This is a genomic window from bacterium (genome assembly GCA_031082185.1).
Taxonomy (GTDB): domain Bacteria; phylum Sysuimicrobiota; class Sysuimicrobiia; order Sysuimicrobiales; family Humicultoraceae; genus VGFA01.
Map to the genome: position 1 here is coordinate 48,737 of JAVHLI010000006.1, position 24,171 is coordinate 72,907.

Here is a 24,171-nt window from a genome sequence, read left to right on the forward strand (position 1 = left end):
TCCGACCGCTTCTGGATGTCCGACGCATCGATTGGTTTCGTGTGCGAGGATGACCGCTGGACAAATCGGAGAGCCCGCGGTTACCAGCGCAGAGCCCAAGTCAAGGCCCCATTTCAGCCCCGCATGAACTCCTACCGCGTCCTCCTGACCCCTCGGATGCGACGGAACGGGCGTATTCATCCCCCCGCTTCCTGAGCTCGAAGAAACGAGCGAACACCTCACGAAGTCCGGCTCTCGCTGGCCAGATTAGCAGGACCTCTTTCGTCTTCTATTGCGCAACCGGGCCAATTGTCCAATAATAGCCCCAAATGGAGGAGCTCATCAGAAAGCTTAGGGAATTCGCCGCAGAACGGGATTGGGAACAGTTTCACTCGCCAAAGAATCTCTCGATGGCGTTAGCTGTCGAAGTTGCCGAAATCATCGAACATTTCCAGTGGCTGACCCAGGAAGAGAGCCGCAGCGTCGACCCCGAAGTCCTCGAGAGAGTCCGTGAGGAAATCGGAGATGTCCAGATATACCTCGCCAGGCTTGCTGATCAACTCGGGATATCCCCGCTCGAAGCAGCCCTGGAGAAGCTCGAGATCAACCGTCGGAAGTACCCCCCGGACAAGGCCCGGGGAAGAGCGACTAAGTCCACGGACCTCGACCGATGAGGCTATACATAGGATCCACGCAGCAGTTCATAACGGATGCCGTGCACAACCAAGTTGCGGATAAGCTAGGATCGGCGTTCTTCAACTATTACCGCCATGCGCCCTCACCCGGCGAGATGCAATCCTGGCGCCATTCGTTGGGCTCAATTTCCCAGGTTTTTCAGCACAACAACCTTCTAGATCACGGGGTTATTCTGGAGTACCAGATTCCTTTCACGTCCAAGAGACTCGACTGTCTGGTCACGGGCAAGGACGAGCTGCGCAACGACAACGCGGTCATCATTGAACTGAAGCAGTGGGAAAGATGCGGACCGGCCGATGGAGAGAACGAAGTCATGACATATGTCGGCGGGGCTGAAAGGGAGGTTCTACATCCCTCCGCCCAAGTCGGACAGTACGCGACCTATCTAGGAGATGTCCACACGGCCTTCTACGAACCTCCCAGACCGGTTAGACTCAGCGCCTGCGCCTACCTGCACAATTACCGTTTCATTTCAGACGAAATCCTCCTGGCCAAGAAGTTCTCAAAGATCCGCCGCAGTTTTCCCCTCTTCTCCAAGGACGATGTCGACCGCCTGTCTGGTTTTCTAAGAGCTCGGCTTGAGGGCGGCTCTGGAATGGATGTTCTGGGACGCGTTGAGGACGGGGAGTATCGCCCGAGCAAGAAGCTCATGAAGCATGTTGCCGACGTCATCAAGGGGAAGTCCGAATACGTCCTTCTAGACGAGCAGTTGGTGGCCTACGACCGCGTAATAGCTTCGGCCAAGAAAGGAATGGGCGACAGGAGGAAGACGGTCATCATCATAGAAGGCGGCCCGGGTACCGGAAAATCTGTCATCGCCATCAATCTCATGGCCGATCTCCTCCAGGCCGGCTACAACGCCCATTACGCCACCGGCTCCAAGGCGTTTACCGAGACGCTCAGGAAGATCATTGGAAGCAGGGGCGCTGTGCAATTCAGGTATTTCAACAGCTACGCGGGCGCCAATCCAAACGCTGTTGACGTGTTGATCTGCGACGAAGCCCATCGCATCAGGGAAACCAGCCACAGTCAGTTTGTCCCCAAGGCCAAGCGCGAAGACACTCCCCAGATCCAGGAACTGATCAATGCTTCCAGAGTCGCGGTGTTCTTCATAGATCAGGACCAGATCGTTCGCCCGGCTGAAGTCGGTTCGATCAAGCACATAAAGGAATACGCCGCAAGAAACGATTGCCTTCTCTATGAGCACGAGCTGCAAACCCAGTTCCGGTGTAGCGGTTCCGAGGCTTTCGTCAGTTGGATCAACAACACGCTGGGGATCGCGCGGACGGCTCATGTCTTGTGGACGGGAGAGGAGAGTTTTGATTTCAAGATATTCGATTCCCCGGAATCCCTGGAAAGAGCCATCCGCCTAAAGGCCCAGCAGGGCCATAGCGCCCGAGTGACGGCCGGATTCTGTTGGGAATGGTCCAAGCACAATCCATCCCGTGCACTGAATGATGATGTCGTTATCGGAGACTACAAGAGGCCTTGGAACGCAAGGCATGACGCTGTGAGATTACCTAAGGGTGTCCCAAAGGCACAATTCTGGGCCTACGATCCGAATGGCATCGAGCAAATCGGCTGCGTCTATACCGCCCAAGGCTTCGAATTCGACTATGTTGGAGTCATCATCGGGAACGACATCATGTTCTGCTTCGAAGAGGGGAAATGGATAGGATACCCTGAGAATTCGAAAGACCCCGTGGTTAAGAGAGCAAGAGGCAAGTTCGTCGATCTTGTCAAGAACACATATCGCGTACTGCTTACCAGGGGATTGAAGGGATGCTATGTTCACTTCCTCGACCAGGACACGGAGAGGTTCTTCCGAAGCCGCATGGATATTCCGGCCCCAGCGGCTCGGAAGACAAGGGTAGAGCAACTGCAGCCCTTTGTGAACGCTTTGCCTCTGGTTAGAATTCAGGATCTCGAACACATGACTCCTTCAGATTTGCGTATCCAGCTCGAGGAGGGTTGGCAGGGCGAATGCACGCAGATTGGTGGCGGCCCGTTTCTTCGAGACCGGTTCGTGGTAGAGGCTGAGGACGCATCAATGGAGCCCGGGATTCGGGAGGATAGTCTTTGCGAGTTTCGCGCTCGGCCTGCTGATAACCCGGAGGGTAGAATAGTGCTGGCCCGGATTTCTAGATACGCTAGTAGGACTCCGAGCATCGTCATAAGAAGATACCAGAAATCCCTGGCTGGCTCTTCCGGAGCGGTGGGTGAAACAACCAAGATAATTCTCTCTTCTGAAAACAAGGCATATCCATCCCTGGAGTTGCGGGAAGGCGTAGACTCAGTTGAGGTTCTTGGGGTATTTGCCCGCACTATCGCAGTCTGATGTCTTCATTTCTGCGTTTCTGAACCTGCAACTAGTGGATCTTGAGTGATGTAGTTGTTCCGGACAAGTTTGATAGGCTGTCCATGACCGCGTCTTTCTCGGATCTCGTAAGGTGCGGTGAGCTTCTCTCTCTCACGTCCCCAGGAACCCACCCCCTGCAATCTCGAAGCATCCTCTATGCCGTCCGTGCTCCGGGTGTTCGCAATCCGACGCTGGCGGCCGACGAGGACGAGAAAGAGGAGGAATCACGCCATGGCAGAGACGCGCAAGCGCCCGGCCCGCCGGTCCTGGGCCGAGCCGTGGAAGGTCAAGGTGGTAGAGCCGGTCAGGTGGACGACCCGCGAGCAGCGCGAGCGGGCCATGAGCGAGGCGGGATTCAATACCTTCCTGATGAGGTCGGAGGACGTCTACATCGATCTCCTCACCGACAGCGGCACCTCGGCGATGAGCGATTACCAGTGGGCCGGGATGATGCTGGGCGACGAGTCCTACGCCGGGAGCAGGAACTTCTACAACCTGGAGGCCGCCATCCAGAAGTACTACGGCTACGCTCATGTCGTGCCGACCCACCAGGGCAGGGGAGCCGAGCACATCCTCTCTAGGATGCTCATCAAGTCCGGCGACTTCGTCCCGGGCAACATGTACTTCACCACGACCCGTCTGCACCAGGAGCTGGCCGGGGGCACGTTCGTGGACGTGATCATTGACGAGGCCCACGATCCACGGGCGTGGCTGCCTTTCAAGGGCAACGTGGACCTGAACAAGCTGGAGGCCCTCATCAACAAGGTCGGCGCAGACAAGATCCCATACGTCAGTCTGGCGGCGACCGTGAACATGGCCGGCGGCCAGCCGGTCTCGATGCAGAACGCCAGAGACCTGCGCTCGCTCTGCAACCGCTACGGCATCCGTATCATGCTGGACGCCACCCGCGCCGTGGAGAACGCCTACTTCATACAGCAGCGTGAGGAGGGCTACCGCGGTGTTTCGGTGGCCACAATCCTCCGCGAGTTCTGTTCCTACACCGACGGCTGCACTATGAGCGGCAAGAAGGACAGTTTGGTGAACATCGGCGGCTGGCTTGCCCTCAACGACCCGGCCCTGTTCGACGAGGCCCGCAACATGGTCGTGGTGTACGAAGGGCTGCACACCTACGGCGGTATGTCCGGCCGCGACATGGAGGCCATGGCGCGGGGGATCGAGGAGTCGGTGCAGGACGACCACATACGGGCGCGGGTGGGCCAGGTGGAATACCTGGGGATGAAGCTCCTGGAGTGGAGCATTCCCATAGTGGAGCCGATCGGCGGCCACGCCATCTACCTGGACGCCGCGCGCTTCTACCCGCACATTCCCCAGGACCAGTTCCCAGCCCAGACATTGGCCGCAGATCTCTACCTGGACTCAGGTGTGCGGAGCATGGAGCGGGGCGTGGTCTCAGCCGGGCGCGATCCGGCCACCGGGGATCACCGCTATCCGAAGCTGGAACTCGTACGGCTGACCATTCCCCGCCGCGTGTACACGCAGGCCCACATGGACGTGGTGGCCGAGTCGGTGGATGCGGTGTACGAAGAGCGGGAGAAGACCCGGGGGCTGCGGATGGTCTACGAGCCCAAGTACCTGCGCTTCTTCCAGGCGCGCTTCGAGCGGCTGTGAGCGGGCCAACGGGTCAGCGCCACGCCGGTGATAGTGACCGCGGCGCCGATCAGGTGGCGCAGGCCGAAGGGTTCGCTCAGGATCGCGACCGCGATCCACACTCCCAGGACTGGGATCAGGTAGGAGTACGCGGCCACCCGGGTCGGACCGATCCGGCGAATGCCCTCGTACCAGAACAGGTACCCGAGCGAGCCCGCGCCCAGGGCCGCGTACGCGAGCTGGCTCCAGGCCGCAGGCGAGAGCGCCCACGACTGCCGCGCCAGGTCGGGAAACCCTACCGCCAGTAGCAGGACTGTGCCGAAGGTCATGGAGGCAGCCATGACCGGCAGCGTGCTGTAGCGTCGGTACAGCGGCAGCACGGTGATCGGCGTCACCGCGTAGGACGCGGCGCCGAGCAGCGTCAGGACGTCGCCCTTCAGGTGTCCTGCCGACAGCCCGCCGCTGGCGCTTACGAGCACGACCACCCCACCCAACGCCAGGAGCACTCCCAGGGCCTGCCTGGGCGTGATCCGGTCGGCCCGCGTTGCTGCCGCCAGGAGGAGCGTCATAACAGGGGCCGTGTTGGTGATGAGGACGGAGTTGCTCGCCGTCGTGTAGCCCAGTCCGACGCCGAAGAACGCCTGGTAGAGAGTGACGTTGCACAGCCCGAGCGCCGCGATGCGGGGCAAGTCGCTCCGCGCGAATGACAGCGGCTCCCTGCGCAGCGCGGTTATCAGCAGCAGCCCGAGCGAGGCGATCGCGAAGCGCGTCGCGGCAAAGGAAAGGGGCGTGAACTCGGCGTAGGCGGATTTGATGACGGTGAACGACGCGGCCCACAGCACCACCGTCGTGAGCACCAGCAGGTCGCCCACCCCGAAGGACCTGCGTTCGCCGCTCGCGTGGTCCGCTTCTAGCCTCACGGGCTGTGGCTCACCATCTTTGACTCACGGGCGTCCGGTCCGCCGGGCGGTCCAGGTTCCATCGCCGGCCTGACCGAACGAGTATGTCCCCTCGGCCGTGTCCCCGGACACGGACCCGTCGAACGTCAGCACGACCAACCCGCCACGCAGCACGCCCCACCGTACCCGCGGACCTTCGACGCCGCCGTCTATCCGGGCCTGGGGCAGCCAGTCCAGACTCAGCTCGATAGTTCCCTTGATCACCTTGCGGCGCTGCTGGATCACGACGCGGAACGTCCCGCGGGATTGTGGGTCGGCACCGATCCAAATCCCTTCCCAGGTCCCTGCGACGTTGACGGGTCGGGGGCCGCACCCGGCTACGATCAGCGCTCCCGCGAGGATGGCCAAGAGGACGACCGCGAGCACGATGGCCGTCGCGCCGGAGGCCGTCGCAGACGAGGTCGTCGCGCCGGGCAGCTTACACACGCCGGGCTTTCAGGAAGTCGAACTTGCCGGCCCGCACCGCACCTAGATATTGCCGGCAGAACTCGTCCTGGCCCAGCAGCATCTGCGCCGTGGCCATGTTGGCCATCAGGCGCCGGTCGAGTGGGTCGAGGATGAACGCATCCATCCCGTGTGTCAAACATAGGACCATGAACACCTGGTTGATCTGGGCGCGGTGGGGCAGGCCGAACGAAACGTTACTCAGCCCGCAGATGGTGCGGACCTCGGGGAAGCGTTTCTTGATGAGGTCCAGCGCCTCCAGGAATACCCTCACGCAACCGCTGTCCGTGGCGATCGGGAAGATGAGCGGGTCTATGTATATGTCCTGCGGCGGGATCCCAGCCCCGGTCAGTCCTTCGACCAGCGTTGTGGCCAGCGCCAGCTTGCCCGCGGCCGTTGTGGGAATCCCGTTATCGTCCATGCACAGGGCCACGACCTCGGGCCGGAACTCCCGAACCACCGGCAGGAAGCCGCTCCAGCGCTCGTGCTCCAGGTTGATCGAGTCCAGCATGGCCTTTCCCCGGTGTACCTCCAGACCGCGCCGCAGCGCCAGCGGATTCGGACTGTCAACGCTGATCCTCGCGTCGCAGGCCTCCTGGATCGTCCGGATCGCCCAGGCCAGACACTCGACCTCGTCCTCCATCAGCGTGGCGCAGTTGACATCCACCAGGTGCGCGCCGGCCTCAATCTGCCGGCGGGCCAGGTCCACGATGGCGGCGCCGTCCCGGGCCTCCAGCAGCGGCTGGATCTGCCTGCGGGTCGAGTTGATCAATTCGCCGACAATCAGCATGGCTTCCCTCCTTGCCCTGCGAACCGAACTGCCAGGTCCACGCCGTCCTGCGCGGTCTCGCCGTAGCCGTCGGCCCGGATCTTGTCGCAGAACGCCTGCGTCACCGGACTACCTCCGATCAGGATCGCGTGCCGGTCCCTGATCCCACGGGCCACGAACAACTCGACCACCTCGCGCATCGAGGGCATCGTGGTGGTCATCAGCGCCGATAGGCCGACGATCTGGGCTCCGGTCTCCTGGGCTTTATCGGCGAACTTGCCTGGGTGCACGTTGACGCCCAGGTTGTGGACCTCGAAGCCGGCCACCTTCAGGAGAGTCGCGTATAGATCTTTACCGATCGAGTGGACGTCGCCCTTGACAGTGCCGATGACCGCGACCCACTGCCTGGGCCGGCTCTCGCCCAAGCCCACGAGGGCGGGCTCGATCAGCTCCAGTGCACTGAGGAACACCTTGGCCGCCAGCATCAGCTCGGGGAGGAAGACCTCCATCGCCTGGAACTTTTCGCCGATGGCCTTGATGCCGCGCGACAGGCCGCCCTCCACCAGGTCCAGCGGCGGGATGCCGGCCTCGAGCGCCTGTGCCACCAGCGCCCGGGCGCCGTCCTCGTCGTAGGTTAGGATCGCCTGCTTGAGCGCGTCGAGGATCTCCGTCCGGTCCATCAGGTTCCTCCACCCCACCCGCGGACCGCGGCCGCGATCTGCCGGATGTGCGCCGGCGTGCTCCCACAGCAGGCGCCCACGATGCGGGCCCCGGCGTCGAGAATCGCGGGATACCCCGCGGCCATCTCATCGGGCGGCAGATCGTAGACCGTGCGGTCATCCACCAGCCTGGGGAGCCCAGCATTGGGGTACGCCGCGAGCGGCCGCGTCGTGGCCTCGCGCATCTCCCGGATGATTACCGCGGCGCGGTCAGGGCCTCCCTCGCCGCAGTTGCAGCCGACGATGTCCGCGCCGGCATCGGTCAGAAACCGGGCCGCTTCCGCCGGCGAGGAGCCCCAGAGGGTCCGGTCAATGTCCTTCTCGCGGCCGTACTTGAAGAACATCGTGCACATGACCGGCAGGTCAGTTACCTCCCTGGCCGCGCGGATCGCGATCAGGGCTTCTTCAGGGACCATCATCGTCTCGATCGCCAGCAGATCCACGCCGGATGCGGCCAGCACCGCCGCCTGCTCCGTGAAGTTGGCGCGAAACTCCTCCAGAGGGACGTCACCCAGCGGCTCGACGGTGTCAGGGAGATGGCCGGTGGGGCCGATCGAGCCGGCGACGTACTTCCCCGGCGGACAGACCGATCTGGCGATCTCGACCGCCCGGCGGTTCAGATCGCGGGCGCGGTCCGCCAGGCCGTAGGCCGCCAGCTTGAGCCGCGTGCCGCCGAAGGTGTTGGTCTCCACTATGTCGCTTCCGGCTTCCAGGTAGGCTCGGTGGATCTCGCGGATGGCCTCGGGCCGCGTCTCGTTCCACAGCTCGGGGCAACCCCCGTCCCGCAGTCCGGCCTCGAACAGCATGGTGCCCATCGCGCCGTCGAGGATCAGCACCTCGGTGCGCAGCCGTTCCAGCAACTCTCGTCCTCTCGATGCCATTGGTCTGCTCACTCCATGCCTCCCGGGGGCGGGAACGTGACGGCTTCCAGGAACACCTGCTGAAACTCGGGGTACGTGGCCAGTGAGATGTGCCGGATCTTGGCTGCCAGCTCGTCTGCCCTCCGCCGCTCCGTCTCCGAGACGAGTGCCATCTGCGCGCCCAGCCCGGCGGCGTTGCCGACGTAGCTGATTCGATCGAGCGGCAGCGCGGGGATAAGACCGATGCGTATCGCGCTGCGCACATTGAGGTAGTTGCCGAACCCGCCCGCCAGCATCAGCTCGGCTATCCTGCCTTCCGACGTTCCGCTTATCCGCTCCAGCATGGTGATCGCGCTGCGGATCGCGCCTTTGGCGAGCTGCACCTGACGCACGTCCGCCTGGGTCAGCACGATGTCCTCTCCTGAGGCGGTCTCGTCGCCCCGCGCCAGCACAAACGCCGGCGCCTCGCCGGCAGACGAGACAACCCGCCGGCGGAGCGCATCAGGGACCGAGGCCGGTGGATCGGGATGCAGCCGCCCGGATGGGTCCAGGATGCCCGCATCCAGCATGCCGGCGACCGCATCGAGGATGCCGGATCCGCACACGCCGAGCGGCGCGTCGCCGCCGATTGTGTGGTAGGCGACATCGCTCCCGAGATGAACCTGGTCTATGGCGCCGCGCGCCCCCCGCATGCCGCAGTGGATCTGTCCGCCCTCCAGCGCCGGGCCGGCCGGCGCCGAGCAGGCGATCAGGCCGTCGGGCGATCCCAGGACCACCTCGCCGTTGGTGCCGATATCCGCGGCGATCCGGGGCTCGGTACTCGTGTAGAGGCGTGTGGACAGGACCATGCCGACCGCGTCGGCGCCCACGAACCCGGCGACGATGGGGAGCAGGAAGACCGGGACCTGCGGGTCCAGCCGCAGGCCGGCCTCGTGCGCACGCAGGCGCATGCTGCTGCGGACCACCGGCGTGTACGGCGCCTGCCCCACGGGCGTGGGATCAATGCCCAGGAACAGATGGTGCATCACGGTGTTGCCCACGATCACGGTCTTGTAGATGGCGTCACGGTTGATGCCAGCGGCGGAGCAGAGTTCCTCGATCTGCCCGTTGAGGAGCCGGACGATCCTGGTCTGGAGCGCACGCACGTTGGATGGGTTCTCCTGCGCGAACGCAATGCGGGATATCAGGTCACCCCCGAACGCGGCCTGGGGGTTCAGGCCGGAGGCGGACGCGACGACCGTACCGTCGGGCAGGTCCACCAGGTAGCCCACGACCGTGGTGGTCCCGATGTCGAACGCCAGCCCAAAGGCAGGGTTCTGCTCCACGCCGGAGTCGAGAAGGAAGCCCGCCGCCGACCGCAGTGCCCGCGTGTCGGACATGATCTGGAAGGCGACCTCTTCCAGGATAGGGGCAACCAGGACCGTCAGCGGCTCGCCGATCTCGGCCTGGCACGCCAGGCGAAAGCGCTCTCGCACTTCGTCTTCGCCGAGCTGGACCCGGTCGGCCAACGTAGGCGGTGGGACCGCGCCCGCGACCACTTGGACCCGGCAGCTCCGGCACCGGCCGCGCGCGCCGCAGGTGGCCACGATCTCCAGACCCGCCTGCCGCGCCGCGGCCAGGATCGTGGTGCCCCTGGGCACCTCCGTGGTCCGCCCGTCCGGCTCGAACCTGACCGTGATCATCGTGCCACCGTGATCATCGTGCCACCGTCATCATCGCGCGGCCACGGGGACCAAACCGTAGAGCCCTGAGGCGGACTTGAGGGGCAGCATCACGCAGGCCTCGGTCAGCCGCACCGACACACCGGCGCCGTCGAACGCAGAGAACAGGGCGCGCTGTTGCTCCAGGCCCCAGTCTCCGAAGCCGGGCGCCATCCGCCCGGTCAGCCGCAGCCCCTGCGCACGGCACTCGGCGGCCAGGCGACGCCTGATGTCCTTAATGAGAATCTCTATCACTACCCACCCCGCGGTGTCCAGCAACAACCCTTCCACAAACTGTCCGTCGCGGACCATCTCCTGCGCGCGCCGCTCCAGTTCCGACCCGACGGTGAGGAGCACGATCGCGACCTCTACCGCCTGGGCGAGCCGGCGCGCCAGCGCGCGGCTGTGGAAAGCGAGGCCACCGGCAAGCAGCACGCCGCCTGCGGTCTCAACCCGGGTGAGCCGCCCGCGCGCCAGCCACGCCCGTGGTTCCACCAGCGTTTCGGCCAGCGCGGCCATCCGCGCAGCGGTCTCCCGCACGACCGGCGAGACCGCCTCGATCTTCCGGTACTTCTGCAGCCTCAGGATGAGGCCCGGATCCACGCGGGGCCGGGCCAGGGTGATCTGCTCGACCATCCGGTGCGCGCCTGTTGTGCCTCGTGATGAAACGGCGTATCCTTCCAGCGGTTCGACCCACCGCCGCGTTCTCCTACCCCCGGGATTGTTCCCGCGGCTCGGCAGGCCTCCCGCGCGGTCTGGTCGAAGGAGATAGGAAGGACCGGCAACCTGACTCGGGCGGGAAAGGGGCGAGAAGAATGAAGGGTAACGAGAAGATGCTATCGGCGCTGAACCAACTCCTGGCGGACGAACTCACCGCCATCAGCCAGTACATGGTGCACTCGGAGATGTGCGCCAACTGGGGATACGAGAAGCTTCACAAAGCCATCGAGGGACAAGCGGTGGACGAAATGCACCATGCCGAGTGGCTTATCCAGCGCATACTGTTCCTGGATGGCACGCCGGTTGTCTCGAAGCTCAATCCCATGAAGATCGGCGCTACCATACCCGCGATGATTACGAACGACCAGGAGGCCGAGATTGACGCGGTGGCTGCCTACAACAAAGCCATCGCGCTGGCGCGCGAGGTAGGTGACAATGCCAGCGTTGACCTGTTGACCCGCATCCTCAAGATGGAAGAGGACCACGAGGATTGGGCGGAAGTGCAGAACGCTCAGATCGAGCAGATGGGCCTGGCGAACTACCTGACCAACCAGACCTAGGACGCTGCGACGGGTTAGTCTGTGCGGGCCAACTCAAGGACGCAGTCGCTGGGCGAGGAGATCGCAAACAGCGTCAGCCACGGCGTGGGCGCGCTGGCAGCGGCCGTAACCGCTCCATTCCTGATTGTTTCCGCGGTTCGAAGCGGGGATGGCCTCGGAATCGCGGGCGCGAGTATCTTCGCGACCACGATGCTGCTGCTTTACCTGATGTCCACGCTATACCACTCGCTGGCGAAGGGGCGGGCCAAGCGCGTGTTTCAGATCTTGGATCACTGCGCGATCTTCCTTCTGATCGCCGGCACCTATACGCCGTTCACCCTCGGTGCGCTGCGGGGTACGTGGGGCTGGACGCTGCTCGGGCTCGTGTGGGGCATAGCGATCGCGGGCATCGTGCTCAAGGCAGTGTGCGGGGTGAGGTACCCGGTCCTGTCGATAGCGCTCTATCTGGGGATGGGATGGCTGATCGTCATCGCGGCTAAGCCCCTCTGGACCCATCTGCCGCTACCCGGCCTGCTGTGGCTCGTGGCCGGCGGCATGGCGTACACGGTGGGCGTCGGATTCCTGGCAGCGGAGCGGGCTCGCTACGGCCACTTCGTCTGGCACCTGTTCGTTCTCACGGGTACGGCCTGTCACTTCGTCGCAGTGCTGAGGTACGCGGGCTAGCATGCCCGCGGGCGCTCCCAGTGAGACGTAAGGACAAGGAAATCCCGAATAGAGATCTGATCGACAAGGTCATGGCGCAGGCCCAGGTCTGCAGGTTGGGGCTGTGCAAAGACAACGTGCCCTACGTAGTTCCCGTGTCCTTCGGCTATGACGGTGCCTTCATCTACTTTCACTCGGCCAGGGAGGGCATGAAGCTGGACTACCTGGCTTCCAATAATAGAGTCTGCTTCGAGTTGGAGCACGATGTTAGGGTCATCCCAAGCTCCGGTGAAGCCTGCGAATGGTCCTTCTCCTTCTACAGCGTGATCGGGTTTGGCACGGTTGAGGAGATAGTGGATTCCCAGGGCAAGGCCGATGCGCTGAACCAGATAATGAGGCACTACTCCGGCAGGGAATGGAGCCTCAACGAGCGGTCGCTCGAGAAGACGCGGTTGTGGCGCATCTCGATTGAGCGGATCACGGGCAAGCGATCTAAGGACAAGAATCGTGGAGTAGCGGAGATTCGTCGCGCCGGGGAGTAAGGACTCGGGGGACCGCAAGAGCTCCGGCACTTGGGTGGAGGGCAAGCGTTGCGCAGGGCGGGCGCGTGTTTCAGTTGAAGACATTTATGTTAGGCGACCCTCTGGAGCCATCTTCTCCCATGGAAGACGAACAGTTCTGGGTCCGGCTTGACGAATTCGTGGCGTCGCACCGCATTCGGGTCGATCGGCCGAAGGGGCTATCATATCCTGAGGAGCCAGATCTTGTGTATCCGCTGGACTATGGCTTTCTGGAGGGCACTCTCTCCGGCGATGGTGCCGAGGTCGATGTCTGGGTTGGAAGCCTTTCCGGGGGTACTGTCACCGGCCTTCTTGTAACGGTAGATGAGAAGAAGCATGACGCTGAACTGAAAGTTCTTGTGGGTTGCACAAGGGAGGAAGCAAGGCAGGTCCTTGCCATCCACAACTGCGGGATGCAATCGGCCATCCTGGTGCAGCGCGCAACCTGACCACGTATGATGTGGAGAGCGGAACGATTCTATCGTAGCGGTGCCCGATGCGTCTCGCGCTTTGTCATGCTCGTTGGTCCGCAGGCTCGAAACAGCCCCCACAACAACTGGCTGAAGCTGGCCCGGCAGGCTAGCGCTCAGGCGCGTCTCTCAGTGCTCGCAGTCTCACTTTGGAGTGAAGGAGGTTCTGCCCGTTTCCGCCGGGCAGCTTAGCTCGAGGCCGTCAGGCAAGCTACTCATGGCGAAGGGGGAATCTCATTGAAAGCGAGAATGCTGCAGCGGCTGGAGCAGCGTGGGTATGCGGGGAGTGTTGCATCAATCCAGCACCTTCATGACCTACGGCGGGACATAGAGGCCAACTATGGCAGCGGCTCATTCGATGAGGAGTTTCATCAGGAACGTCTGACTGGATTTGCCTTCAGCCCACCCGAGAGTCTGTTAGAGGCTCGGTCTCTGCTTGTGGTGGCCGTAAGGCAGCCTCAGATGCGTTTCGCCTTTGCCTGGAAAGGGGAGCTGATGCCAATCATTGTGCCCCCCACGTACATACACTGGCGAGAGACCGACCGGCAAGTTCAAGAAACCTTGGCCGAGGTTCTCGGTCCAGAAGGGTATCAGGTGGTTCAGGCATTGCTGCCGAAGAAGCCCCTCGCAGCACACAGCGGGTTGGCAGCGTATGGTAGGAACAACATCACATACGTTGCTGGGATGGGAAGTTTTCATCGGTTGGTGGCCTTCTACACTGATCTGCCGTGTGAGGGGGAGAATTGGCAGGAATCAAGGATGGTGGAACGGTGTAAAGACTGTCAGGCCTGCATCAGGCAATGTCCGTCGGGCGCGATCAGCACAGAGCGCTTTCTGCTGCATGCGGAACGGTGTATCGCGTTCCATAATGAGAAGCCCGGCGAAGTCCCCTTTCCGGCGTGGTTGGAGGCTTCGTGGCATGATTGTCTGGTGGGTTGCATGCAATGCCAAAGGGTCTGCCCGGAGAACAAAGAGTTCGTGGGGTGGGTTGAGGAGGGAGCGCAATTCTCATTGGAGGAGACGGCGCTCCTTGTGGCCGGGACACCACTTGAGCAACTGCCCGCCAGGATGGTGAAGAAGCTGGAGGAGTGCGGCCTGTTGGACATGGTTGATATTCTTCCGCGTAACTTGAGGGTTCTGCTCGAGAGGATGGGGTAGTGATCACGGCGAATTGTCTTTAATTTCCCGCCCGGTCCGCGCGTGCTCCTCCCAGATGGACGCCGGCAGCCGTTCGCCGAACTGCTCGAACAGCGTCCGCTGCTCCTCCAGCTCCTGCAGCCAGCCCTCCCGGTCGTAGCTCAGAGCTTCCGCCACCGCGCTGTGGGGGGCCTCCGGGCCACCCAGCTCCAGGCCGGTCAGGTCCAGGTCGTCAGGTGACGGGATCAAGCCCACAGGGGTCTCGACTGCCCGGCCCCTGCCCCTGATCCGCTCGACGATCCATTTGAGGACGCGCACGTTCTCTCCGAACCCGGGCCAGAGGAACTGCCCGTCGGCGCCGCGGCGGAACCAGTTAATGCGGAAGATCTTGGGAGGCGCGGCCAGCCGCCTGCCCATCTCCAGCCAGTGAGCGAAGTAGTCGCCCATGTTGTAGCCGCAGAACGGCAACATCGCCATGGGATCTCGGCGCACCACACCAACCTTGCCGGTGGCCGCCGCCGTGGTCTCGGTTCCCATCGAGGCGCCCATGTAAACGCCGTGCTGCCAATCGAACGCCTCGAAGACCAGTGGAACATCGCGCGAGCGCCGCGCTCCGAAAATGATGCCGGAGATCGGCACCCCCTTTGGATCCTCCCAGCGGGGCGAGATGGTGGGGCAGTGGCGCAGGTAGGCGGTGAACCTGGAGTTCGGATGAGCGGCGGGTCCGGCCTCGCTCTGCCACGGCCGCCCCTGCCAGTCCAGGAGCCCGTCGGGCGGTGCGTCGCTCATACCCTCCCACCAGGGCTCTCCATCCGGGGTTAGGGCCACGTTGGTGAACATGGCGTCTTGGTGAACCATCTCTAACGCGGCGGGGTTCGTCTTGATGTTGGTCCCCGGCGCCACCCCGAACGAACCGCGCTCGGGGTTGATGGCTCGGAGCTGACCCTGATCGTCCACGTTCATCCAGGCGATGTCATCTCCAACCGTCCACACCCGATAGCCCGGCAGCGCCGATTGCACCATCGCCAGGTTGGTCTTGCCGGACGCGCTGGGCATGGCCGCAGCCAGGTAGGTCACCTCGCCCGAGGGATCCTCGAGCCCCAGGATCAACATGTGTTCCGCCATCCAGCCCTCCTGCCGGGCCTGCCAGGAGGCGATGCGCAGCGCATGGCACTTCTTCGCCAGGATGGCGTTGCCGCCGTACCCGGTGCCGATGCTCCAGACCAGCCGCTCCTGTGGGTAGTGCAGGATGAACCGCCGCTCCGGGGAGAGGTCCGCCAGCGTGTGCAGGCCGGCGACGAAGTCCTCCGGGGTGCGCAGATGCTCCAGCGCCACGCGCCCCACCCTGGTCATGATGTGCATGCTGGCCGTGACGTAGGCGCTGTCGCTGACCATGATGCCGACCCGGCTGTAAGGTGATCCCACCGGCCCCATCAGGTAGGGTATGACGTACATGGTCCGACCCCGCATGCTTCCCCTGACGATCGCCCCCACCCTGTCCCTGGCCTGGTCCGGGGCCATCCAGTTGTTGGTGGGCCCGGCGTCCTCGCGCCGAGGGGTGCAGACATAGGTCAGGTGCTCGGTGCGGGCCACGTCCTGTGGATGGCTCCGGTGAAGGTAGCAGTTGGGATAGGTGGACTGGTTCAGGCGGTGCAGGGTGCTGTCGCTGAGCATCGCATCAACCAACAGACGGAACTCTTCTTCCGAACCTCCATGCCAGATCACGCGGTCGGGATGGCACAAGCGCGCCACCTCGTCCACCCACTGTTCTGCCACTGCGGTTACGGCCATCTAGATCCAACCTCCTCGTCTGTCAGAACCGTTCCATCCGCCAGCCTTCTTCGCGCAGGACCACGGTCGCACAGCACCCCGCCTCGCGCAGCATCGCTTCCGCCTCGGCGTAGAAGGCGGCAACGTGCTCGGGCTTATGGGCGTCGGCGGTGACGACCAGGGGAATCTCAAGTTCCACGCAACGCCGGACGATCCACGGGCTGGGATGCGGTGCCGCCGACGGGCCACGCCATCCCGAGGTGTTGACCTCCACGATCAGGCCTGACTGCGCGCAGGCCCGCAGAGTGGCCTCCACCTCGTCCCTGTACCACCTTGCGCCCTCGCTGAAGTAGCACCCATCTCGGTTCCATCTGTTTATGTGATCCAGATGCGCCAGGATCGCTACGTGACCCCACTCTGCCAGCTGCCGCACACGCCCGTAGTATTCGGCAACCAGCGCCCGGGCATTGCCACCGAATATCTCGCGCAGCCCCCGCTCGAACTCCTGCCGTGTGTAGTCGAAGGCCCAGGGTACTCCTGCCGCGTCGTGCCCGAGGAAGTGGACGCCGCCGATCAGGAACTCGAATCGGACCGGCGCCACGATCTCCCACATAGGCGCTGCGTACTCAGGAATGAAGTCGAACTCCATTCCCAGGTGCACGCGCAGCCGCCCTGCGTAGGACTTCCGGAGCCGCTCGACCTCGGCGCAGTATGCCGGCAGATCACCAGCCCGCAGGGCGAAGTCGTTGGGAAAGGTAAGCGGCGAGTGGCTGGAGATCCCTATTGCCTCCAGCCCGGCGCCGAGGGCGGCATCAAGGTACTCTGCGATCTCGCCCTCTCCGTCGCAGTAGCGGTTGTGGGTGTGGTAGCTGGTCGTCAGCATATCTCGCCTGCGCCGGTCCGGCCAATCACCGGCGTTGCTCCTCTGGCGGCCGGACGTTGCGAAACATCCGGAAGAGGAGCAGGTCGTAGATGATCTTGAGCCCGCCCCCCACAAAGAACGGCACGCCCAGTCCGACCATCTGCATCGCCACGCCGGCCACGATCGGTGTCGTGGCCTGGGCCAGGTTGCGCGCGATGTTCGTCACCCCGGCCGCTGCCACGCGTTCCTCGGGATCCACCACGGCCACGACGTAGGACTGGCGCGTGGGGACGTCCATCTGAGAGAGGGCGTGGCGGGCCAGGATCAGTCCGATCGCCCACGGCAGCGAGGGCGCCAGAGGGATGGCCATCAGCAGCACGTTGGAGGGCAGGTGCGTGAACACCATCGTGTTGATTAGGCCGATGCGCTCGGCGACCCTGGCCGCGGCCAGGAAGGAGGCGGCCTGCAGCAGGCCGACGCCCATGAAGATCGGGCCGAGGATCTCCGGCCCTGCTCCCCAGCGCAGGTTGAAGTAGTAGGCGATCAGGCTCTGCACCACGAACCCACCGCCGAGCGAGTCCAGACTGAACAGCGCTGCCAGCTTCAGGACAATTCCGCGTGAGCGCCGCAGGCCGTAGCCCGACGGGCTTCCCGCTATTACCTCTACGCGGTTGCTGAGTCGCGTGAAAAGCCACAGCGCGACGCAGGCAAACGCGGCATAGGCCAGGAACATCGTCCGAAACGACATCCTGGGATCCATGCCCAGGGCCTGCTGCAACAGGACCGGTGTGCCGGCGGCCAGCGCGCCCAGGGAACCTGCCAGCGCGCCGACCATGTTGTATATAGAGAACAGCCGCGTCCGGTGCTCTTGCGCAGTCGTCTGCGGCAGAATCGCCTGCTCGAGCGAGAGAAAAGGGCCAACCTCACCCGAGGTCGCGCCCACAGTACCGGTCAGCGATGCCAGGATGAGCAGGGGATACCAGGTGCTGAACGCGAACGCCGCTCCGCTGCCGGCCATGAAGACCGCGCTGATCTGCAGCATCCTGCGCCGGCCGTACCGGTCGGCGGTCCCTGCGAACAACGCGGTGAGCGCGGCCGATCCCAGCAGGGTCGCGGTCAGCACCGCGCCTACCTGCCAGGGCGCGAAGCCCGCCTCCTTGAGGTAGACGCCCAGCAACACCGACTGGAACCCGTAGGCGAACGTCCGGACCGCGCGTGCGCCCAGGATAAGCCGGCCGTCAATCGAGATCCAGGAGGAAGAGGGCAGGCCTTTGGCAGAACTCACCATGCCAGGTAACTTCGGCGACATGCCGAGCCAACCCTACGCTGAGGTGGTTGTTGTGATGAGTACACGGCGTCGAATAGGGATCCTGACCGGGGGAGGGGACTGCCCAGGGCTGAACGCCGTCATCCGGGCCGTGGTGCTGTCCGCTGCCGTCGGGATGGGCTGGGAGGTACTGGGCATCGAGGACGGGTTCGACGGCCTGCTGCACGATAGGATCCGGCCGCTGGAAAGCGACGACGTGCGCGGCATCCTGACGCAGGGCGGCACGATCCTTGGGACCACCAACCGCGGGAACCCCTTTGCCTGGCCGGTCGAGCGCGATGGACGCCGGGAGGTCGTGGATGCGTCCCGCACGGTGTTGAAGCGAATTGAAACCCTCCGGCTGGACGCGCTGCTCGTCATCGGAGGCGACGGCACCCTGCACATCGCAGATGCGCTGTACCGGATGGGCGCGCCTATCGTCGGTATTCCCAAGACCATTGACAACGACATCTCGGCCACGGATGTGACGTTCGGATTCGACACCGCGCGGCTCACGGCGACCGAGGCGATTGACAAGCTCCACACGACCGCTGAGAGTCACCACAGGATCATGGTCGTGGAGACGATGGGCCGCAACGCCGGATGGCTCCCATTGGAGTCCGGGATCGCCGGGGGCGCGAACTCGGTGTTGATCCCGGAGATCCCGTTTCGTCTCGAGGTCGTCGCCCAGGCAATCGAGGAGCGGGCGGCCCGGGGGCGGCGGTTCTCGATCGTGGTGATCTCCGAGGGGGCCGTCCAGGTCGGCGGGGCTCAGGTCGTTGTGGAGGAAGGCGGTCCGGGCAGGCTGCCCAGGCTGGGCGGGATAGGGCAGCAGGTCGCTAATGCCTTAGGCGACATGACCGGCCGAGAGACCCGGTGTACCGTGCTGGGGCATCTCCAGAGGGGCGGGAGTCCCACCCCGTTCGACCGGCTGTTGGCCACGCGGTTCGGGGTGCGCGCGGTGGAGTGTGTCATGGAGGGACGCCTGGGCCAGATGGTCGCGCTGCGGGGACCGTCGGTTGTCGCGGTGCCGATATCCGAGGCGATCACCGAACCCAAGCGGGTGGCTCCCGACGGCGAGATGGCCCGTACGGCGCGCGAGTTGGGGATCTCGCTGGGGAGTGAAGTTTGAGCCAGGGGTCAGGAGGTGTTGAGATGCGGATAGCGGTGCTGACCGGCGGAGGTGACGCGCCGGGTTTGAACGCGGCGATTCGTGCGATCACCCGGCGGGCACTCGATGGGAACCACGAGGTCATCGGGATCCGAAAGGGCTGGTTGGGTCTGCTTGATGGGGACACCTTTCCCCTGACCCGGGACAGCGTGTCGGGTATCCTGCCGCGCGGCGGGACCATCCTGGGCACCTCGCGCACGAACCCGTTTAAGGCCGACGACGGCGAGGCGCGCCTGCTTCAGATGATCGAGCGGCTGGGAATTGACGCCATCATCGCCATCGGCGGCGACGACACTTTGGGCGTGGCCCTCAAACTATTCCAGATGGGCGTCAAGGTGGTCGGGGTCCCCAAGACCATGGACAACGACGTGCCGGGCACCGACTACACGATCGGTTTCGACACCGCCGTGAACATCGTGATGGACGCCTGCGACCGGCTGCACACCACGGCGGAGGCCCATCACCGCGTGATGATAGTTGAGGTCATGGGACGCGATGCCGGCTGGGTGGCCGGGGTCGGCGGCCTTTCCGGAGGCGCCGATGTCATCCTCGTTCCAGAGGTCCCGTTTACGATCGAGGAGGTGTGCGAGATCGTACGCCGGCGCCATGCGCGCGGGCGGACCTTCAGCATCGTGGTGGTCTCCGAAGGGGCCAGGCCGACCGATTTCGGGATGCAGATCACGCAGGATGCCCGCGTGGATGAGTTCGGCCACGTGCGCCTGGGCGGGATAGGAGCCCTGCTTGCACGCGAGGTCGAGGCGCAGACGGGCTACGAGACGCGCGTGACCGTGTTGGGCCACCTGCAGCGGGGTGGATCACCCACCGTGTTCGACAGGATACTTGCGACCCGCTACGGGGTGGCGGCGGTTGAAGCCGTGGAAGAGGGGCGCTTCGGCGTGATGGTCGCCCTGCGCGGTACGAAGATCACCACCGTCGGCCTTGAGGAGGCGCTTGCCGGCACGAGCCCGCTCGACCCGGAGCTGTTCCGGCTCACGCGGTTGTTCCACTAGACCGCCGCTACTTGACGAGCCGGCGCCGCATCAGCACGACGGGCAGCGGGAACATCGCCACCGTGACCGTCAGGATCCACGCCAGGTCCTTGGCATGGCGCGCTTCCACCGTTCCCAACGCCAGCGCCCGACTGAGGCTGACGACGTGGGAGAGCGGCGTGAACCAGGCCGCGGTGCGCACCCAGGCCGGCAGGGCATCAAGGGGAAAGAAGACGCCGCTGAACATGAACATCGGCGTAACGAACAGGGCGAAGTAGAACGTGAAGTAGTCTATGCTGGGGTTGGCCGCGGTGAAGGTCATTGCGATGACCGAGAACATCAGGCCCGATAGAAGGAACAGCGGTGGGATCAGCAGGGCAAGCGGTGACCGCACGGTGCCGAACAGTGTGATCACCACCAGGAACACCGTACCGTAGAGCACGCTCCGGGTCGCTCCCCACCAGACCTCACCGATCACCACGTCCTCGACCCCCAGCGGGGTCGTGATGACCGCGTCGTAGGCTTTCTCGTAGTGCATCTGCACGTAGGCGTTGTAGGTGCACTCGAACGTGGCCCCGAACATCGCCGCGGTCGCCACCAGCCCGGTGGCGACGAACGTGAGATAGGGCAGCCCGCCGATTGTGCTGAGGTACGCACCTATTCCAAAACCCATCGCCAGCAGGTAGATCACCGGTTCCAGGAAGTTCACCGCTATGGACTCCGGGAAGATGCGCCTGAAGATGTAGGCGTTGCGCTGCCAAAACCGGAACGCGCCACGGGGCGAGAAGAACAGGAACGAGGACGGGCCGAGCGCGCGCGGCGCCATCAGTCGCGGAGCCTCCTGCCGGTGAGCTTGAGGAACGCGTCCTCGAGGGTGGCGCGCCGCAGCGTTGCGGACTCCAGGGAGACGCCCTGTTCTCGGATGCGGCGCAGCAGGGTCTCGCCATCTTGCGTGGGCAGCATCAGGAGGTCGCCGTACACCTCATGGGTCTCTGCCAGGTCGCCGGCGATGCTCAGTACCCGCTTCAGGACGTCCTGATCACCCCAGTCCGCGTCGTTGGCCCTCAGTTCAACCACCTCGCGGCCGGCGTGGGCGGCTATCAGGTCGGCGGGTGAGCCCTCGGTGACGATGCGGCCCTGGTCCATGATGGCGATGCGATCGCACAGCGCCGCTGCCTCCTCCATGTAGTGAGTGGTGAGTATCTGGGTGACGCCCGTTCGCTTGAGCTGCCGCAGTTTCTCCCATGCCAGTTGCCTTGCCTGTGGGTCGAGTCCGGTCGTCGGCTCATCGAGTACGAGCAGTTCGGGCTGCGGCACGAGCGCCCGTGCCACCATGAGTCTCCGTTTCATGCCGCCGCTCAGGTACTCAACCTTGTCCCCGGACCGGTCCGTGAGCGATACAAAATCCAGAAGCTCATCGGCCCGCTGCCCGGCCAATCTCCACGGAATGTCGAAGTAGCGCGCGAAGATCACCAGGTTTTCGCGCACCGTCAGCGCGGTGTCCAGCGTGTTGTCCTGGGTGACGACCCCCAGCCGCGCCTTGATCGCGCGGGGGTGCGTGCGCACGTCCATGCCCAGCACCCGTAGGTCGCCCGAGGTCGGTGGCAGCACGCAGTAGATCATCTTCATCGTGGTGGTCTTGCCGGCGCCGTTGGGGCCCAGGAAGCCGAAGCACTCGCCGGGACGAACCTCGAACGAGATGCCGTCCACGGCAGCCAGGTCGCCGTAGCGTTTCACCAGGGCGCGCGCCTGCACCGTTTGCATCGCTCAGCGCGTCGGGGTGACCTTGGTTAGACCTCGGGGCCTGTCAGGGTTCAGGCCGCGTGCGACCGAGAGGTGGTAGGCGAAGAGGTGCACGGCCGGAGATGCGACGATGGGCGCCAGCGGTTCGGGCAGGCCGGTATGGATGGCCACGTCTCCCGGGTCGTCGTCAAACGTGAACGTGAGCGTGGTGACCGACCGGCTGCGCAAGCGGTCGCGAAGGTCAATCAGGCCGGCCTTGCTCTTTCCCGGCGGCAGGAGCAGCAACACAGTGCTTCTTCGGTCGAGGGCGGCGATCGGACCGTGGAGAAGGGCGGCCGCGGAGGCCGACTCCGCGGCCGCGTACGCGGTCTCCTTGAGCTTCAGCGCCATCTCGTCCCCCACGCCCAGCATGTAGCCCCGCGTGGTCACCACCCAGGGATCGCGCCTGGCGCGGCGTCTGGCCAGCGACCTGATCACGGCCTCGTGCTCGATGGCCGAAGCGACCGCATCTGGAAGGCGGCGGATGGTGCGCGCCAGCGTCGTCGCTCTCCCCCATCCCGCGACCAAGGCGGCAAGCACCGCCAGCGACGACGTGAAGGTTTTGGTCGCCGCCACGCTCAGCTCGGGCCCTGCAGCCAGGGGCAGTACGTGGTGGCTGCAACCTGCCATCGGCGAGTTGGGATCGTTGGTGATGGCCATGGTCAGGGCGCCCTGCCTGCGCGCCTCGGCCAACACCTCGGTGACGTCCACCGACCGTCCCGACTGTGAGATGCCGATCACCGCGGCGGAGCGCCAGTCCGGCGTGCGGCGGTACAGGGTCGTCACCGACGGCATCGCGGTGCCCGTAGGTGTGCGCAGGAAGGTCTCAACCATGTACTGTCCGTAGATGGCCGCGTTGTGCGAAGTGCCGCGCGCAACGAAGACGACGAACGGTGGTTGCCGGTGCCGCAATGCGCGCACCGCTTCGCCGATCTCGGCCGCGTGCCGGCTCAACATGCGGTCCAGGGCTGCCGGTTGTTCACGGATCTCGGCGAGCATGGCGTGTGTGGGGGCAGGCATAGACTATCGCTTCGCCGGAACGCGGGCCGTCCCTACCTGCTCGGACCGCATCTCCTGGGACCGTGGTCGTACACTTGCGGGTTCACCACGTGAAGCGGGCGTTCTCCCCGGAGTGCGGCCAGCACCGCTTCCGCGCAGGAGCGTTCCATGCGGGCCAGCGTCTCTGCCGTGTGCGAAGCCACGTGCGGCGTGGCCACCACCTGATCGAGTCCTGCCAGCGACAGGCCCCGGAGCGGCTCGTCCTGGAACACATCCAGCCCTGCGCCTGCCAGATGGCCCTCGCGCAGGGCCGAGACCAGTGCCGCCTCGTCGAGCACCGCCCCGCGGCTGGTGTTGATGAGGTACGCGCCCGGCTTCATCCGGCGCAGGGCCGCCTCGCCTATCATGCCCCTGGTCTGCGGCGTCAATGGCACGTGGATCGTGACGAAGTCGCTTTCCGCCAGCAGCGTGTCCATGTCGGTGAGCGTTACGCCGAACGTTGCCGCGGTCGCCTCGTCCGGCAGCGCATCATGCGCCAGCAGTCTCATGCCGAACCCGGCTGCGCGCCGGGCAACTGCCCGACCGATGGAGCCGAACCCCAAGATACCCAGCGTCTTGCCGCCGACGTCCACAGCTGGCACGCGGTCCCATTTACCGGCCTTGACGCTCCGGTCGAGGGAAGGGATCCTGCGGGAGACCGCAAGCAACAGCGCCATGGTGTGATCGGCCACGGCGTCGGTGAGCGCGCCGGCGGTGATTGTCACCGGGACACCCCTCCGGGTGGCCGCATCCAGATCCACGGTCTCGTATCCCACCCCGCGGCGGGCCACGATCTTCAGACGAGGCGCCGCGCCGAGCACGCGCTCTGTGATGAGCTCCATGCCGGCGATGACGGCATCGGCGTCGCCCACAAGCCCAACGAGCACTTCCTCGGTCAGGGTGGTGTCGGTTGGGTTTGGGATGATCTCGCATCCGGCTTCCCGGAGCAGCCCGATCGCTTCGTCTCCGGTGCGGCCGAACCCCGGCGCTGAGATCAGGACCTTAGGTCCGCGAGGTGCAATCACGTTTCACTCCCCCGGTTCGTTACAGGAATAGTCGCGCCCGCATAGT

At 64.5% G+C, this 24,171-nt stretch carries 24 protein-coding genes; 10 read left to right on the plus strand and 14 right to left on the minus strand.

Going from position 1 to position 24,171, the window contains the following annotated elements; all coding sequences use genetic code 11:
- Positions 1 to 308: 308 nt before the first annotated feature.
- From RDU83_07465 to RDU83_07475, 3 genes are all read left to right on the plus strand, one after another.
- Positions 309 to 653, plus strand: coding sequence for a nucleotide pyrophosphohydrolase (locus RDU83_07465; protein ID MDQ7840851.1), 345 nt, complete (start codon positions 309 to 311; stop codon positions 651 to 653).
- Entirely contained in the window at positions 650 to 3,013 is a 2,364-nt protein-coding gene (locus RDU83_07470; protein ID MDQ7840852.1) for a DUF2075 domain-containing protein, read from the plus strand. The genes RDU83_07465 and RDU83_07470 overlap by 4 nt, the downstream gene beginning before the upstream one ends.
- A gap of 252 nt (positions 3,014 to 3,265) precedes the next feature.
- Entirely contained in the window at positions 3,266 to 4,663 is a 1,398-nt protein-coding gene (locus RDU83_07475) for a tyrosine phenol-lyase (protein MDQ7840853.1), read from the plus strand.
- Here RDU83_07475 and RDU83_07480 read toward each other — a convergent pair.
- From RDU83_07480 to RDU83_07510, 7 genes are read right to left on the minus strand one after another with little or no spacing between them, the layout of a single operon-like run.
- Entirely contained in the window at positions 4,612 to 5,562 is a 951-nt protein-coding gene (locus RDU83_07480) for a DMT family transporter (GenBank protein MDQ7840854.1), read from the minus strand. The two genes, RDU83_07475 and RDU83_07480, sit on opposite strands and share 52 nt — an antisense overlap.
- Positions 5,563 to 5,586: 24 nt before the next feature.
- On the minus strand, positions 5,587 to 6,027 hold the full coding sequence (locus RDU83_07485) for a hypothetical protein (protein ID MDQ7840855.1): 441 nt from the start codon (positions 6,025 to 6,027) through the stop codon (positions 5,587 to 5,589).
- The gene (locus tag RDU83_07490; protein ID MDQ7840856.1) at positions 6,020 to 6,835 is read right to left on the minus strand and encodes a dihydropteroate synthase; all 816 of its coding nucleotides are present in this window, start codon (positions 6,833 to 6,835) and stop codon (positions 6,020 to 6,022) included. Before RDU83_07490 ends, RDU83_07485 begins: the two co-directional genes overlap by 8 nt.
- Entirely contained in the window at positions 6,829 to 7,494 is a 666-nt protein-coding gene (locus RDU83_07495) for a cobalamin-dependent protein (GenBank protein ID MDQ7840857.1), read from the minus strand. Before RDU83_07495 ends, RDU83_07490 begins: the two co-directional genes overlap by 7 nt.
- The gene (locus tag RDU83_07500) at positions 7,494 to 8,426 is read right to left on the minus strand and encodes a homocysteine S-methyltransferase family protein (GenBank protein ID MDQ7840858.1); all 933 of its coding nucleotides are present in this window, start codon (positions 8,424 to 8,426) and stop codon (positions 7,494 to 7,496) included. Before RDU83_07500 ends, RDU83_07495 begins: the two co-directional genes overlap by 1 nt.
- Positions 8,423 to 10,075 (minus strand): ASKHA domain-containing protein, encoded by a 1,653-nt coding sequence (locus RDU83_07505; protein MDQ7840859.1) that lies wholly within the window; start codon positions 10,073 to 10,075, stop codon positions 8,423 to 8,425. The genes RDU83_07500 and RDU83_07505 overlap by 4 nt, the downstream gene beginning before the upstream one ends.
- A gap of 30 nt (positions 10,076 to 10,105) precedes the next feature.
- Positions 10,106 to 10,729 carry a hypothetical protein gene (locus tag RDU83_07510; GenBank protein MDQ7840860.1) on the minus strand — a complete coding sequence of 208 codons (624 nt, stop codon included), beginning with the start codon at positions 10,727 to 10,729 and terminating at the stop codon, positions 10,106 to 10,108.
- A 179-nt stretch (positions 10,730 to 10,908) separates the two neighbouring features.
- Here RDU83_07510 and bfr point away from each other — a divergent pair, with 179 nt between their 5' ends.
- The 5 genes from bfr to RDU83_07535 all read left to right on the plus strand — a co-directional run bounded on the left by bfr (position 10,909) and on the right by RDU83_07535 (position 14,203).
- Positions 10,909 to 11,373 carry a bacterioferritin gene (bfr, locus tag RDU83_07515; protein MDQ7840861.1) on the plus strand — a complete coding sequence of 155 codons (465 nt, stop codon included), beginning with the start codon at positions 10,909 to 10,911 and terminating at the stop codon, positions 11,371 to 11,373.
- A 21-nt stretch (positions 11,374 to 11,394) separates the two neighbouring features.
- On the plus strand, positions 11,395 to 12,036 hold the full coding sequence (locus RDU83_07520; GenBank protein ID MDQ7840862.1) for a hemolysin III family protein: 642 nt from the start codon (positions 11,395 to 11,397) through the stop codon (positions 12,034 to 12,036).
- A gap of 20 nt (positions 12,037 to 12,056) precedes the next feature.
- Positions 12,057 to 12,557: a pyridoxamine 5'-phosphate oxidase family protein gene (locus RDU83_07525; protein MDQ7840863.1), complete on the plus strand. Its 501-nt coding sequence runs from the start codon at positions 12,057 to 12,059 to the stop codon at positions 12,555 to 12,557.
- Positions 12,558 to 12,676: 119 nt separating this feature from the next.
- Complete coding sequence (locus tag RDU83_07530) at positions 12,677 to 13,024, plus strand: inorganic pyrophosphatase (protein ID MDQ7840864.1); 348 nt, start codon at positions 12,677 to 12,679, stop codon at positions 13,022 to 13,024.
- A gap of 270 nt (positions 13,025 to 13,294) precedes the next feature.
- Positions 13,295 to 14,203, plus strand: coding sequence for a 4Fe-4S double cluster binding domain-containing protein (locus tag RDU83_07535; GenBank protein MDQ7840865.1), 909 nt, complete (start codon positions 13,295 to 13,297; stop codon positions 14,201 to 14,203).
- A gap of 3 nt (positions 14,204 to 14,206) precedes the next feature.
- On the opposite strand, the gene RDU83_07540 is transcribed toward RDU83_07535, so the two are convergent.
- From RDU83_07540 to RDU83_07550, 3 genes are read right to left on the minus strand one after another with little or no spacing between them, the layout of a single operon-like run.
- Entirely contained in the window at positions 14,207 to 15,973 is a 1,767-nt protein-coding gene (locus RDU83_07540; GenBank protein ID MDQ7840866.1) for a phosphoenolpyruvate carboxykinase (GTP), read from the minus strand.
- A 22-nt stretch (positions 15,974 to 15,995) separates the two neighbouring features.
- Positions 15,996 to 16,835 carry a histidinol-phosphatase gene (locus RDU83_07545; protein ID MDQ7840867.1) on the minus strand — a complete coding sequence of 280 codons (840 nt, stop codon included), beginning with the start codon at positions 16,833 to 16,835 and terminating at the stop codon, positions 15,996 to 15,998.
- 25 nt (positions 16,836 to 16,860) lie between these two features.
- Positions 16,861 to 18,123, minus strand: a complete 1,263-nt coding sequence (locus RDU83_07550) for an MFS transporter (GenBank protein MDQ7840868.1) — start codon at positions 18,121 to 18,123, stop codon at positions 16,861 to 16,863.
- A gap of 34 nt (positions 18,124 to 18,157) precedes the next feature.
- Here RDU83_07550 and RDU83_07555 point away from each other — a divergent pair, with 34 nt between their 5' ends.
- On the plus strand, positions 18,158 to 19,252 hold the full coding sequence (locus RDU83_07555) for an ATP-dependent 6-phosphofructokinase (protein ID MDQ7840869.1): 1,095 nt from the start codon (positions 18,158 to 18,160) through the stop codon (positions 19,250 to 19,252).
- Between the two features lie 23 nt (positions 19,253 to 19,275).
- Positions 19,276 to 20,301 carry an ATP-dependent 6-phosphofructokinase gene (locus RDU83_07560; GenBank protein MDQ7840870.1) on the plus strand — a complete coding sequence of 342 codons (1,026 nt, stop codon included), beginning with the start codon at positions 19,276 to 19,278 and terminating at the stop codon, positions 20,299 to 20,301.
- A gap of 7 nt (positions 20,302 to 20,308) precedes the next feature.
- Here the strand turns inward: RDU83_07560 and RDU83_07565 are convergent, their stop codons facing one another.
- Genes RDU83_07565 through RDU83_07580 form a run of 4 tightly spaced genes read right to left on the minus strand, consistent with a single transcriptional unit; the run spans position 20,309 to position 24,125 of the window.
- A complete protein-coding gene (locus RDU83_07565; GenBank protein ID MDQ7840871.1) occupies positions 20,309 to 21,106 on the minus strand; it encodes an ABC transporter permease in 798 nt (265 codons plus the stop codon).
- Entirely contained in the window at positions 21,106 to 22,044 is a 939-nt protein-coding gene (locus RDU83_07570) for an ABC transporter ATP-binding protein (protein MDQ7840872.1), read from the minus strand. The genes RDU83_07565 and RDU83_07570 overlap by 1 nt, the downstream gene beginning before the upstream one ends.
- Positions 22,045 to 22,047: 3 nt before the next feature.
- The gene (locus RDU83_07575; GenBank protein MDQ7840873.1) at positions 22,048 to 23,082 is read right to left on the minus strand and encodes an SIS domain-containing protein; all 1,035 of its coding nucleotides are present in this window, start codon (positions 23,080 to 23,082) and stop codon (positions 22,048 to 22,050) included.
- A 32-nt stretch (positions 23,083 to 23,114) separates the two neighbouring features.
- Positions 23,115 to 24,125 carry a phosphoglycerate dehydrogenase gene (locus RDU83_07580; GenBank protein MDQ7840874.1) on the minus strand — a complete coding sequence of 337 codons (1,011 nt, stop codon included), beginning with the start codon at positions 24,123 to 24,125 and terminating at the stop codon, positions 23,115 to 23,117.
- Positions 24,126 to 24,171: the final 46 nt, after the last annotated feature.